This window comes from Martinezella rhizogenes, from assembly GCF_000799715.1.
Classification (GTDB): Bacteria; Pseudomonadota; Alphaproteobacteria; order Rhizobiales; family Rhizobiaceae; genus Rhizobium; species Rhizobium rhizogenes_C.
Genome location: NZ_JUHG01000011.1, coordinates 847,489 through 860,336, shown reverse-complemented (window position 1 = coordinate 860,336; position 12,848 = coordinate 847,489). Strand labels below are relative to the sequence as shown.

Here is a 12,848-nt window from a genome sequence, read left to right as displayed (position 1 = left end):
AGAACGCGATGTATCGCATAGACAGCATGTATGATCCAATGGTCGAGGCGCTGCTTGCGGCTCGATCGGAGAACAAGGCCGATCGCTGGATGGCCGGCGTAGCCTTCTGGCTTGGCAGGCAGCAAATCTACAACGTGCCGGACTATTGGCTTGAACTCGCGGCCAAAATCACGTCCGGCCTTGATGTTGCCGACAAGGATGCGATCCTTGATCAGCTGAGCAAGTCGGAAACCGCGTTGATCGGAGCGGCAGGCGACTAGCCCGAAACGCCGCCGAGCCTTCTGGCCATCATCGCCGGATGGTCTCCGGAGCCGGTCCCGGTTGATCTCTACGCTTATGCGGCGGCAAAGCGCTATGTGGTCGAGACGGGTGGCATCGTCATCAACGGCATGTCGGTTATGACTGATCGGCAGAGTCAATCGCTGATCACCGGCGCTTACAACTATGTCGACGCCAACCCCGATGTGACGGTGCAGTTCAAGACCACAAGCGGCTTCGTCGAGCTGACGGCCACGCAGATCAAGGCGGTTGCCAATGCGGTTGCGGCCCATGTCCAGGCGAGCTTTGCGGCCGAAGGCGCTATCGATCAGGAAATCATAGCTGGCACGATCACCACCACGGCGGAGATTGACGGCTTCGCATGGTCGTCGAATACGTGAGGGAGCCTTGATGTCCACCCTCGCAGAATCCCTCAAGAAGCAGAACGGGCTTCTGCAAGGCGAAGTCGAGCGCTTTGCGAACGCTGTCGACAGTCTCGCTGCTCAGCTTGTCGACGCGCAAAATCAGCTCAAGGCGCTTCAAGCTGTGCAGCCTGAAATAGCGCCGACCGAAAACAGCGTATTGATCGACGGTGAGGTGGTCGATGCCGAGAAGATCGATGCACAACAGCTCATCGCGACCTCAGAAAAACGGCTGCGCGAAGAGCGCTAACCGACCCCTTCCTGGGTGAGCCTTGCCGCTCGACGGAGTCTTTTTCACAAGGATTGAAATTCATGGATCACGCGAAGTTCTTCGCGGCGGTGCGCTTGTTGTTGTTCGGTGGGCGGCTGTCAGCAAATCAGGTCAATGGCATCAGCGCCATACTCAGCGCATGGGATGCAAAGCCCTTCGATGCGCGTTGGCTCGCATACATGCTGGCGACGACCTGTCATGAGACGGATAATGCCATGTGTGCAATCTCAGAAAATCTGAGCTATTCGGCGGCCGGCTTGCGCGCCACTTTCCCGAAATATTTTACAATGGCGCAGGCAGCGGCCTACGCCTGGCAACCGGAGCGGATCGCCAATCGAGCCTATGCAAACCGCATGGGCAATAGCAAGGAGGCTAGCGGCGACGGCTGGCGCTATCGTGGGCGTGGCCTTGTGCAGATCACCGGTCGCGACAATTATGCGAAATATGGCATCGCCGATGATCCGGACACCGCGCTTAATCCGGCCAAGGCCGTCGAAATTCTGTTCGATGGGATGATCAATGGTCGCTTCACCGGCAAGAAGCTCGCGGACTATTTTAGCGCGACTGTCATCGACTGGACCGGGGCGCGCAAGATCATCAACGGCACCGATCGGGCTGCTGATATTGCCAGCTACGCCAAGAAATTCATTGTGGCGCTCGAAGCTGCGCGCTCGTGATCGCTTGAATCTTCAGAAAGCCTTCCGGACGCTGGAGGGCGGTGTGCTGATTTCGTGCTCACCGCAATCCTCCACAAGTCTAAGCAGTCGATCAATCGGCAAAGTTACCCTGGTTTATGTCGGCTTGATTTTCACATGGCCCTGCATCGCCGTGTTGGCACCGGTGTGCGGGCCTTGGCGACAATCGCGCCATCCCCATGTCGCTCGATAAACTCAATCAATTTCATAGCTCCAAAGGAAGCCCCATGTTCAACACCAATGCTTTGCACAATGTTTTGAATATCCTGATTACCCTCTCGGCACTGTTGGTCGCCATTCTGTTGGCAACGGGCTGTACGCAGTTTGCCGATGGCACGTTGGAATGTTCGCAATCCTTTGTTGGTCCGGGCTTCACGGCACTTGCCGTTGCGGGTCTCGGTACCCTCAAGATTGTGGTCAATATCATCCGCGATGGACTGTCCGGTTTGGTTAAGCCACAGCCGCCGGTCATCAAATGAAGCCGCTCGTCTCAGCTATTTTTTAGCTGAAACAGAGGGCCGATTTCAATAAACACTCGTAGAGGCAGGTTATGGCGGTGAACGAATTTCTCGATGCGTTGGGCATCAAGGTCGGGGTCGTCATCGCTGGCCTTTCAGGCGGCATTTTGCGTGGCCTGTCGCGACGTCGATATACGACCCGTGAAATCGTTGCGTCGCCCATCTGTGGAGCGCTTGCGGCAGCTTACTTGACGGAACCGGTGCTTTATTACCTGCGAGCCGTCAATTGGCCTTTGCCACAAAAGGATGTTGCTGCCATGAATGCCATGGCCTTTGTGGTCGGTGTCTGCGCCATGTGGATCGCCGACCTGATCTTCGATACCATTTCCCGCTGGATCAGGGGTGGAAGAGCCGCGCCCTGATCCGGCGCCGCTTCATGATGCATCGCTGTAACCGTTTCACGCGGTTGGCTGCGTGCCTTTTAGCCCTCTCCTTAACGGGAGAGGGCGCATTTTTGCGTTTATGGCTTCTGTGATTGGTCCGATCCATGTTTTGCTGAAGTATACCAGCTGGTCGGGTTGGTGCTGAGAGATCTCGATTCACATTACCGAGCGTGATGTCTTTCATTTGAACTATTCATTTCTACCGTTGCCGCAGGGCTGGTAATACTGGCTGGCAGAGATTGCAGATGAAAAAGGCACACGCGATGAGCCAATGGCCAGACACCCGTATTCTTGATCTATTTTGCATCGACCTCCCCATCCTTCAGGCGCCGATGGCTGGGGCGACATCGCCAGAGATGGTGATCGCGGTCAGTGAGGCTGGAGGACTCGGATCTTTGCCAAGCGCGCAATACAATGTCGAACAGCTACGCATCGCGCTCGATACGATACGGGCGGCGACGAAAAAGCCGGTCAATGTGAATTTCTTCTCTCACACCATGCCGGAGATTGATCCCGGGCGACAAACGGCGTGGCGAACGCGGCTCGCGCCTTACTACATAGAGGCTGGCCTCGATCCGGCGATGTCGGTTCCTGCTGGCGGCCGGGCACCATTCGACAGCTTTTTCTGCGAAGTCGTCGAGGCCTATCGGCCTGAAGTCGTCAGCTTTCATTTCGGGCTGCCGGATGTGGAGCTGGTTCGGCGGGTAAGGGCCACAGGAGCGAAGATCATCTCCTCGGCGACCACGGTGGCGGAGGCGCGATGGCTTGCCGATCGTGGTGTCGATGCGATTATCGCCATGGGCTTCGAGGCGGGTGGTCATCGCGGCAATTTCCTGACTCAGGATATGGCGACACAGGTGGGTACGATGGCGCTGGTGCCGCAGATTGTCGATGCCGTCAAGATTCCCGTTATCGCTGCAGGCGGTATCGGGGATGGACGCGGGATCGCGGCCGCTTTCGCGCTCGGTGCTTCCGCGGTGCAGATCGGTACGAGCTATCTGTTCACGCCTGAAGCGAACATTCCCCCTGTTCACCGGGCTGCCTTGGAGCATGCTGGTGACGACACTACGGCTTTGACCAATGTCTTCACCGGACGGCCGGCGAGAGGCGTGATGAACCGCATTATGCGCGAGGTTGGGCCGCTTACGGATCTCGCGCCGGCATTTCCGACGGCCGGTGGCGCGCTGGCGCCGCTGCGTGCCGAGGCTGAGGCGATCGGCTCCGGCGATTTTACCAACCTCTGGTCCGGCCAGGCCGCGAAGTTGGCGCAACCGCTTCCGTCGTCCGAGCTCACCATCGGTTTGGCGAATGAGGCGATTGCACTCATGAAACGGCTCGCACGGCGTTGATGTGCCGTTTGACTATCTGATACTGCGGAAGCGAAGGAGGAGGAGAGACAGATGACCTTTACGACGGATTTGACGGATCGTTTTGCCGTTTCCACATGGTCGTTGCACCGTGCGCTTGGTGGTACGTATCAATACAAGCCTGGTGGAATTCCAACGCCTGAGCGCCAGCCAACCTATGGCGAAGGCTCGGTGGAGTTGATCGACCTCCCGAAACAATTTGCCGAACGTGGCATCTTCCGTATGGAGATATGCTCGTTTCATTTGCCAAGCCGTTCGACCGCTTACATTGCCGACCTGCGAAAAGCCCTTGAGACAGCGGGCGTGAAGATACAGACGCTGTTGATCGAGGCTGGGGATCTCAGCAATTCCGAGACGGCCGAACGCGATGCTGACTGGATGGCGGGCTGGGTCGAGATTGCCGTTGCGCTCGGAGCTGAGAATATGCGCGTGATCGCCGGCAAGGAGCAGCCGAATGACGAGACGCTGAGCCGCGCGGAAATGTACCTCTATCGACTGGCCGAACAACTGGCGGACACCGGCGTCCGCCTTGTCATCGAAAACTGGTTTTCGTTGTTGCCGGGGCCTGTCGAGGTCAATCGGGTGCTTGATACTCTGGGCGGCAAACTCGGTCTCAACGGTGATTTCGGCAATTGGCACGGTCCGGGGAAGTATGCCGACCTGGCAAAGATCATGGGGCGTGCCGAGCTCTGCCATGCCAAGGCGCATTATTCGGAAACCGGCCTCGATGCCGAGGATTATATTCGTTGCGTCGAGCTTTCCAATGTTGCCGGGTACAAAGGCCCGTTTACGTTGATCTACGACTCCTCATTCCACATCGATGAATGGTCCGGCATTTTGGAAGAGCGAGATTGCATCGCCAGCGTGTTGCGGAAGACTGCTGCTGCAGCGTGATCGCTCTGAATAGTGGTGCCGCTGGCGGTTTTGGTCCGCAATTGCGGCATCAAAGTCCGGCTGGGTCGGCGCTGTGAACTTCAGTGGAACTCGTATTCATGCAGAGCGCCGAGCAATTGGTCTTGCGTCTGATAGCCGGTCTCATAGAGGCTGATCGCTACATTGGCTGCGGATAAGCCTTCCTGGCTTTGCAGTTTGATGCTGCGTTCCGCGCACCAAGCATAAAGTGCGCTGGCGAGGATGTCGACATCATCGGGATAAAGGGGCGAGTTGACCATCATAGACATTCGCTACACCGTGGTTGGAAGCTCGGACTTGAGCGGGGGCGGGGCAGAGACTGCTTTGATTTCCGAAGTTTGCAATCAGCTTCGCGTGCCGACGTTAACGTCAGCCTGATATGATACAGACCGAGTTTCGTATTGGCACAAGTACCCACGAAAAAGGGTTATTGTGGTTTCTGGTCTGGTGCGTGCGGTGCCGGATTTTCGAATCCATCCTTGCCATTATGGGGCACGACAAACAGCAGGACGCCGAGCGCAATGGCGAGTGCCACCATCATCAAAAGTATAAATCTTGGCCGCGAAGGCATCATTGATGGACCGGATGCGACGCCTCTACCGCTGCTTCGATCAATTCTTCCGCGTAGGAGAGGGCGGAGGCAGTATCTTCGCCATCAAGTTTCAATTCCCTGCATTTGCGATGCATGGCTCTACGGATTTCCACCAATAGGGTGGCGTCGAGATCGACATGACCTTCGTAAAAAACATGCGTCAGGGCCGATTGAGCGACAACTTCGAGGACTGCGACACGCCCTTCAATTTCGCCAAGGGAAGGAATAGCATTTCTCTTGACGTGATCTTTGCAATCGCGATGAGTGGTGAGCATCTCGTTAGCCTCCTCTGGATAAAACATAACCATCGAGACGCAAAAAGGTTCAGCGGAATTCAAGGAAAGTTTGAATTAGCCCCAATAATGTTTTCTAGGCTGCTGCAGGTGGCGAAGTATAGGGAAATCCTCACTTCATCGGGCAAAGATTCGGGTCCGCCAATACATCGGCGCAGCGAGGGGAACGGCGGAAATCGTCGTAGTAAAGCGTCCATTCCGTCGTGTCGGCGGCACGATAGGGGCCGAATTTGAAATACTGGTTTTTACCCAGACCTTTGTCGGCATGACCGATATGTCCCTTGATGGTGACAATCCATTTGTCGTTGGCGAATATCTCGATATGCCCAGTACCGTCGGGGCCCGGCTTGCTGTAGATAGCGAAGTCGATCCAGCCGGCATTCGGCATCGGCAACTTGTTGCCATGGTCGGTCACGGTAATAGCGCTCGTGCAGCCGGTAAATTCCTGGCCATCGTCCTTGCCCCAATTGCTGTCGGTAGCGACCAGCGCACGCATCTGGTTGGTGTCCGATCGGAACCAGACAGGTGTCTGGTTGCCGTCACAGGCTTTTGCTCCATCGTGGGAGTACGTCTTCGGTGGGGCGACATAGTTGGTTTCGACTGTCGCGAAGAGCTTGCCGTTGTTCAGCCGCAGCGCCAGGAAGGGACTGAAATCACCCTTTGCCGTAGGTCCAATCTCTCGCTTCCATTGCGCAATGAGATAGCGATGATCGCCTGACGGAATGGGATCGGCGAATTTGACCGCAAAGCCGTACCAAACCCCTTGATCATAGGGGACGCGATATTTGGTGCGCTCCCAGATTTCCGCTCTCTCGCTGCAATTCGCCTTGCCTGGCGCGCAGAGTGGCTTGACGCTGAGTTTCAGCGCGCCCGTGCCGCTGCGCTTCACCTCCGATTGGAATTCGACCGTGCCGGCCTTCTGTTCGGAATTATCGCGATAGTAGAGATGGCCTGCCGGATCGAAATCGGTACCGTCGAAACCGTCGCGAAGAACCAATTGGGCGGGATCCTTGGCCAAGGCCGGGGTCATGGCGCTGGTGCAAGTGCAGGCCAAAAGGGCGGGCAATGCGTATTTTGCGTTCATGACGGGAGCTCCTTCGGCGGGTGATCATCGAGCGCTATCAATGACCTGTTCCCCTCTTTCGGGCAAGAGGAGGGAATTCCGCGACGTTGCAGCCCATCACAGTCGGGCGATATCTGGTGGCTACGGCAGAGCTTCACATACCGATTATCTGATTTAATAATTCCACTTTAACTGCCTGTTAGACGCTTTTCGGTTCATATCGATCCATATTGGGCTTTGCCTGCGGATATCAGCGCCCCGGACATGAAGGTTCGCCGCCGCGGCTTGAATCAACGATTTGAATGTCGGGCATGAGTAAGGCCGATCGAGAATCGCAGTTGGGGTTGCCGGTGACAGACCTGGGAAAAGGAGAGTCGGCGGAAGACGGCGTTGGTCCACGACGAAAAATCGTCATTCTAACGTCGCATGTCTTTCTGCGTGGCTATCGTAAGGCGTCGGTCCATTTCGTGGCGTCCCGCTGGGCGGAGCAGGGGCATGATGTGCATTTTCTGACGATTGGCCACAGTTGGTTGACCCTGCTGAAGGATCGCCCGCGCTTTCGGGCGCTGTCGGAGCGTCAGGCAAACCAGTTCGAGACGGTCGCACCAAATCTTAGGGCGGGCGCTTACCTGCCGCCGTTGCATGCCTTCAGTTCCGGCAATCGCGTCCTGAACGCGGCAAATGGAATGCTTTTCCGGCTCTATGGCAATTACCTGCCGCGCTTTGCTCGCGATGTTCTTGCGGAGGCTAATCTAGTGATGATTGAAAGCGGCTCAGCGCTTGCCTTTTTCGACTATGCCAAGAGGCTCAATCCCAAAGCGCAAACTCTCTATTTTTGCCGTGATCTGCTCCGGAGCGTCGGTGCGGCGCCCGCATTGCAGGATATGCAGGCTGTTGCAATCGGACGTTTCGATACAGTCTGCGTACCCTCGGAGCGGCTCGGTGCCCTGCTGCCAGTCGGTGGGCGTGTGCGGGTTATTCCACAAGGAGTCGATGCGGCTCTGTTTGATCGCCAACAACCTTCCCCTTATGCTCCCGGCAGCCGTAATGCCATCTCCATCGGCAATATGCTGTTTGACGAGACCACGGTCGCTGCAATGGCGGCGGCTGCGCCAGACATGCATTTTCACGTCTTCGGCGCGGATTGGCAGGGCTCTGTGCTGCCAAATGTCACGGTCTATGGCGAGCGTGATTTCGACAGCATCGTGCCATTTCTCCAGCATGCGGATTTTGGCATTGCACCCTACCGTTTGACGAAGGACGAGGTCTATCTGGCGGAGTCGAGCCTGAAGCTTGCGCAATATAGTTATTGCGGCTTGCCTATCCTCCTGCCGGATCTGATCCCTTTTACCCGCGCGAATGCCATCGCCTATCGATTGGACGGCGAAACCGCCTGGCGAGAGAAGATCGATGCGGCGCTGGCGATGCGGCGTTCACCGGCTTTTCGCGAAGGAATTTTGACCTGGGATGATGTTGCCCGGCAAACGCTCGACGCTGCCTTCGAGACGAAGTAACCGCCTCAGCCTGGCGCGAGGAAGGTCAGCAGGCCGTTTACCAGCAGACGTGCTGGTCTGGGCAGCTTGTCTCCGATCGTATCCATCAGTAATTGGCTATCGCTCGCTTCCACCAGACGTAGGATGCGGACCGCCAGCACGTAAGCGATCGTGCCAGCGGGAATGGCCATCGCGATTGCTGCTAGCCCGTCAAGATAATAAACGGCGACACCGGCCGAAGCGGCGCAGATGGCGGCAGCAAAGATTGTTCTTGCCAGCGCCCCAATCGGGATCGAAGCATGGACGCTCTTCCATGCGGTCCAGGCGAGCAGGACAAAGGTGAGTGTGGTGATAGTCGCACGGGCGATCGCCGCACCTTCGAGGCCCGCCAGCGGCACCATGGCGGCAAGCAGCAGCATCGTCAGTAAACCGCAGATAATCTGTACGCGCAACAGCAGGTCGCTGCGTCCGGACGCGCTGATCATGCCCCAGGGAATGACCGAAAGGCCGGCAAGCCAGACGAAAGCAAGCAGTGTTGCGGCGGCCGCAATGGCAGGCTCAAAGGCATCACCGAAGATGAGCGGCATCAGGTCAGGCATGATGATCGCGCCGCCGAAGCTGATTGGCAGCATGACCAAGGCTACCATGCGGATGACGCGCCCATAGGTGGCTTGCAGCGCTTCACGATCCCCCTTGGCATGGGCGTCTGCAAAGCTGACGATCAGCGCCGGCGAGATTTGCAGCATGACCTGCTCGATCAGTCCGGCGAGACCGAGGCCGGCTGCGAAATAGCCGATGCCGGTTGACGAGAAGAAGAAGCCGAGAAACAGGAATTCGATGCGAGACAGTACCAGGATCTCTATGAGGTCGCTTAGCCACATGTAGCGGCCATAGCGATGCATTTCTGGCGTCAACGCTCCGCTCGAAGCATGGACGTTACGGTCGATATAACTGCGCAGGTGCAATGCTTGCGGCAGATAGCGAGCGACATAGCCGATCAGCGCCCCCGTCGGGCCGAGCAGCCAGGCGCCTGCCAAGACGAGCGGAATCTGGAGAGTGCCACCGACGACCGTGCTGCGCGCGGTTTGTCCGAACCGATTACGACCGCGAGCGATGGCGGTTGAAAAGACATAGAATGCGTAGCTCAGGAACAGCAGCGCCGTCACGACCCAGAACCAGGCATGCCGCGCATCGCGATAGGTATAGGTGATCATGGCATAGAAAAGGATGCCGGAGCCCACCATGGCGACGGATATCATGAAACTGCGGAATGCCGCGCGTACCAATGCCTTCCAGGCGTCGCCTTCACCTGAGAGAACGCCGGCATTGCGCAGCAATGTCTGGGGCAGGCCCATATCGGCCAGGGCTGTGGCGGATGTCGCGATCCAGAGTGCATAAGCGACCTTGCCGGAGCCGGCGGGGCCGAGCAGGCGCGCGGCGATGACACTGCTGGCGAAGCCGGCCGCAAGCGAAATCACCGTCGCCGCCAAGCTGATCAGCGAGCTCTTCAAGAGGTTGGATGTATAGGCACTCATGGCTACTGATCATGAGGGTACTCTCATAACCTTGTGTTAAAGGCCGACTGATACTTCTAACTAGCGTTCAAGTTGAAATTTGAGACCGCTGCCGTGACGGATAAGCCTGCCGAACGAGATGCGTTCCTCATTCCCGGATATTTGCAGAAGGGATTGGGTGAACGCGCGCGCAATCTGCTCTGGCGGCTGATGTCGCCTCTGTCGGACAGGCACTATTGCGCGCTCAAATATTTCGTCATTCGCGGCAAGTTTCCGAACCTGACGTCGCCGCGGACTTTCACCGATAAGATCCAGGCTCGCAAGCTCTACGATCGCAATCCGCTGTTTCCGCGTTTCGTCGACAAGGCCGGGGCCAAGACGCTGATTGCCGAGCGGGTCGGCAGCCAATATGTCATTCCCACGCAATGGGTTGGCACCGATCTTTCCAAGGTCGATTGGTCTGTCATCACTTTGCCCGCCGTCGTCAAGCCGACGCATGCGAGCGGCGTCGGCCGGTTTCTCTATGGGCAGAGCGACATCGAGCAGCTGCTGAAGAGCGACCCTTCGGCCGAGTGGCAGGCGATCGACCATGCTTCCTACAACAGGGAGTGGGCCTATAGCCGGGTTGAACCTCGCATTCTCATCGAGACCATGTTGCTTGCCGACGGGCATGTCCCCTGGGACTACCGGCTTTTCACGTTCAATGGCAAGGTCTCGCATATCGAGATCGACATCCGCGAAAATGGTCGAGGCTATTCCTGTAATTATACGCCAGACTGGCAGAAATTACCGTTCTACGATCCCGATTATCTCGGTCTCTATCCGGGTGACGTCACTCGTCCACCGCGGCTTGATGAGATGATCCATATCGCCGAGACGATTGCTCGCGACATCGATTTTGTCCGCGTCGATCTCTATGCTTCGGCTGACTGGGTCTATGTCGGCGAGCTGACCTTTTATCCCGGTGGCGGCTTCGAGGCTTTCGAGCCCGAGGATTACGATCTCGTGCTCGGCCAGAAATGGCAGCTCGGTTTTGAGATACCGAAGAGATAGGTAGACAAATCGCATCGTCCGCGTTTGATAGGCCGATCGAATTTTAGAGGAAAGATTTTCATGACGATCGAACAGGACCTCAGCCGCATCGCATTGCAGGAAGAGACGCTGCGCTTCGACGCTTTCGATCTCTCGACTGCCTGGGTGCTCGGCAAGTTGCTGCACGACCTTGCCAGCGAACGCAATCTCGGGGTCGCGATCGACATCACGCTGCATTCCATGCCGGTTTTCTATATCGCGCTGCCGGATTCGACGCCGGACAATTCCCATTGGATCCGGCGGAAGCGCAATATGGTGTTGCGCTATTTCCGCAGCAGCTACTCGAGCACGCTGCGCCTGGAAAAGCAGGGCAAGACGATCGAGGATAACGGGCTTACCAGCGCCGACTACGCCGCATCCGGTGGCAGTTTTCCGATCTTCGTCAATGGTACGGGCTGCATCGGCGCGGTCACCGTGTCGGGTCTTCCGCAGCGTGAGGACCATAATCTCGTCGTCGAGGCTCTGGCACTGACGCTCGGTCACGAACTGCACAATCTCAGCCTGTCTTAGGGGTAATTGCGGCGCCACGCTTGAAGCGGGCGCCGCCTTCGATCTCAGATCTTTCCGCCGGCCTCGGCGATGACTTTCGTCAGGCTGCCGGTTGCCGGGAACAGGGGGATGAGGCACGCCTGCAGGGCGTGATAAATGTCGCCCTTGCCGGGGAAGAGCGTGTGAGCGGGTACGAGGTCTTCCGTCAACTCCTCATGCCAGCCGCCATTCCGGTGGTCGATGAAGGAGTTGCCGATGGTGCCCCAGATCTTGCGGTAGCTCGCCTCGTGGAAATCGCTCGGCAGATGCTCGTTAAGATAATGCGCAGCACCAGCGCCTTCGCTCGCCGGCCACCACAGCTTGTTGCGCTTGGCCGGCACGTCGGCCCAATCCAATGTATAGAAGAAGCCGCCCTTATCGTTGTCCCAGCCCAGCGACATGGATTGGGAGAACAGGCCCTTTGCAGCCTCCGGCATCCAGTCGTGACGCTGGCCACCAAGCGACCAGAGTTGCAGGATGAGGCGTGCCCATTCCAGCCAATGCCCCGGCGTCGTGCCGGATGGACGGAACATCTCGTTGCCGCGATAGTCTTTATCCAGTACCCAATCGGCATTGAAATGCTCGGCGACGCGCCAGCCGACTGAGCCGGCGGAGCGACGGATGACGAGATCGGCGATGCTCTCGGCCTTGTCGAGATAGGCCTTGTCGCCGGTCGCCTCGAAGGCGGCCATCAACGCTTCCGTCAGATGCATGTTGGAATTCTGGCCGCGATAGCTACCGCCGTCGATCGGTGACCAATCCCGGTTGAATTCCTCGGCGATGGCGCCGTGCTTCTCTTCCCAGAATTTCGTGTTCAGGATCTCGGTGACATCGGCGAGCATGCCGTCGGCAAGCGGATGGCCGATGATCTTAGCGGAGGAGGCGGCAAGCAGCACGAAAGCATGGCCATAGCCTTGCTTGCTGGCATCGACCGGACCGTCATTGTTGAGCGACCAGACATAGCCGCCATGCTTGGCGTCGCGGTGATGCTTCCAAAGATAGTTGATGCCGTGGTCGACGATATCTTCCGAGCCGGGACGGCCGAGCAGCGAACCGATCGCGAAGCAATGCACCATGCGCGCGGTCGAGTGAATACCACGCACGGGATTGACCGCATCGAGCGGCTTGCCGGCATCGTCCATATCGTAGAAGCCACCCTTGGGATTGACGCTGCGATACTGGAAGAAATCGAAAAGGCCGCTTGCCTGGTCAAGCAGCCAGCGCCGGTGGTAGGCACGCGTGCTCCAATTCCCGAGAGCCGCCGTTTCACGCTGTATGCTCATGCTATCCTCCTGATACACTTTTGCCGTAAGCCCTATAGCGCTGCCTGAAAGCGCTGTCATGACTTTATGGGATGAAACTGTGTCGGCGGCTTTGCGTTATCCACCCCTGTCGGAATTTTTTGTCGTGCGTATTCAGCTTTTCCGAAGCACGGCAAATCATAGCA

Annotated in this window: 16 protein-coding genes; 11 read left to right on the top strand and 5 right to left on the bottom strand. The window is 57.5% G+C overall.

All coding sequences use genetic code 11. From position 1 onward, the window contains the following. The first annotated feature begins 8 nt into the window (after window positions 1–8). From EX00_RS31950 to EX00_RS08010, 8 genes are all read left to right on the top strand, one after another. Entirely contained in the window at window positions 9–260 is a 252-nt protein-coding gene (locus tag EX00_RS31950; protein WP_047455829.1) for a hypothetical protein, read from the top strand. A 21-nt stretch (window positions 261–281) separates the two neighbouring features. Beyond that, window positions 282–659, top strand: coding sequence for a DUF4376 domain-containing protein (locus EX00_RS31945; protein ID WP_436030976.1), 378 nt, complete (start codon window positions 282–284; stop codon window positions 657–659). 10 nt (window positions 660–669) lie between these two features. After that, a complete protein-coding gene (locus EX00_RS08035) occupies window positions 670–930 on the top strand; it encodes a hypothetical protein (protein ID WP_047455828.1) in 261 nt (86 codons plus the stop codon). A gap of 62 nt (window positions 931–992) precedes the next feature. Further along, complete coding sequence (locus EX00_RS08030) at window positions 993–1,628, top strand: hypothetical protein (RefSeq protein ID WP_047455825.1); 636 nt, start codon at window positions 993–995, stop codon at window positions 1,626–1,628. A gap of 245 nt (window positions 1,629–1,873) precedes the next feature. After that, window positions 1,874–2,125: a hypothetical protein gene (locus tag EX00_RS08025; RefSeq protein ID WP_047455823.1), complete on the top strand. Its 252-nt coding sequence runs from the start codon at window positions 1,874–1,876 to the stop codon at window positions 2,123–2,125. 71 nt (window positions 2,126–2,196) lie between these two features. After that, the gene (locus tag EX00_RS08020) at window positions 2,197–2,526 is read left to right on the top strand and encodes a hypothetical protein (RefSeq protein ID WP_047455821.1); all 330 of its coding nucleotides are present in this window, start codon (window positions 2,197–2,199) and stop codon (window positions 2,524–2,526) included. 284 nt (window positions 2,527–2,810) lie between these two features. Next, complete coding sequence (locus EX00_RS08015) at window positions 2,811–3,896, top strand: NAD(P)H-dependent flavin oxidoreductase (RefSeq protein WP_047455820.1); 1,086 nt, start codon at window positions 2,811–2,813, stop codon at window positions 3,894–3,896. Window positions 3,897–3,947: 51 nt separating this feature from the next. Then, entirely contained in the window at window positions 3,948–4,808 is an 861-nt protein-coding gene (locus EX00_RS08010) for a sugar phosphate isomerase/epimerase family protein (protein WP_047455818.1), read from the top strand. Window positions 4,809–4,888: 80 nt separating this feature from the next. Here the strand turns inward: EX00_RS08010 and EX00_RS08005 are convergent, their stop codons facing one another. The 3 genes from EX00_RS08005 to EX00_RS07995 form a co-directional block, all read right to left on the bottom strand. Then, window positions 4,889–5,095, bottom strand: coding sequence for a hypothetical protein (locus EX00_RS08005; protein WP_047455816.1), 207 nt, complete (start codon window positions 5,093–5,095; stop codon window positions 4,889–4,891). A 301-nt stretch (window positions 5,096–5,396) separates the two neighbouring features. After that, window positions 5,397–5,693 carry a hypothetical protein gene (locus tag EX00_RS08000; protein WP_047455815.1) on the bottom strand — a complete coding sequence of 99 codons (297 nt, stop codon included), beginning with the start codon at window positions 5,691–5,693 and terminating at the stop codon, window positions 5,397–5,399. A gap of 130 nt (window positions 5,694–5,823) precedes the next feature. Next, entirely contained in the window at window positions 5,824–6,795 is a 972-nt protein-coding gene (locus EX00_RS07995) for a polysaccharide lyase family 20 protein (protein WP_047455813.1), read from the bottom strand. Between the two features lie 290 nt (window positions 6,796–7,085). On the opposite strand from EX00_RS07995, the gene EX00_RS07990 reads away from it, so the two are divergent. Next, window positions 7,086–8,288 carry a GumK N-terminal domain-containing glycosyltransferase gene (locus EX00_RS07990; protein WP_234708986.1) on the top strand — a complete coding sequence of 401 codons (1,203 nt, stop codon included), beginning with the start codon at window positions 7,086–7,088 and terminating at the stop codon, window positions 8,286–8,288. 5 nt (window positions 8,289–8,293) lie between these two features. On the opposite strand, the gene EX00_RS07985 is transcribed toward EX00_RS07990, so the two are convergent. After that, complete coding sequence (locus EX00_RS07985; RefSeq protein ID WP_047455809.1) at window positions 8,294–9,802, bottom strand: lipopolysaccharide biosynthesis protein; 1,509 nt, start codon at window positions 9,800–9,802, stop codon at window positions 8,294–8,296. Window positions 9,803–9,895: 93 nt separating this feature from the next. Here EX00_RS07985 and EX00_RS07980 point away from each other — a divergent pair, with 93 nt between their 5' ends. Both EX00_RS07980 and EX00_RS07975 read left to right on the top strand, forming a co-directional pair. Beyond that, entirely contained in the window at window positions 9,896–10,834 is a 939-nt protein-coding gene (locus EX00_RS07980; protein ID WP_047457589.1) for an ATP-grasp fold amidoligase family protein, read from the top strand. 60 nt (window positions 10,835–10,894) lie between these two features. Continuing rightward, on the top strand, window positions 10,895–11,383 hold the full coding sequence (locus EX00_RS07975) for a heme-degrading domain-containing protein (RefSeq protein ID WP_047455807.1): 489 nt from the start codon (window positions 10,895–10,897) through the stop codon (window positions 11,381–11,383). 44 nt (window positions 11,384–11,427) lie between these two features. On the opposite strand, the gene EX00_RS07970 is transcribed toward EX00_RS07975, so the two are convergent. Further along, window positions 11,428–12,684 carry an AGE family epimerase/isomerase gene (locus tag EX00_RS07970; protein ID WP_047455805.1) on the bottom strand — a complete coding sequence of 419 codons (1,257 nt, stop codon included), beginning with the start codon at window positions 12,682–12,684 and terminating at the stop codon, window positions 11,428–11,430. Between the last annotated feature and the right edge of the window lie 164 nt (window positions 12,685–12,848).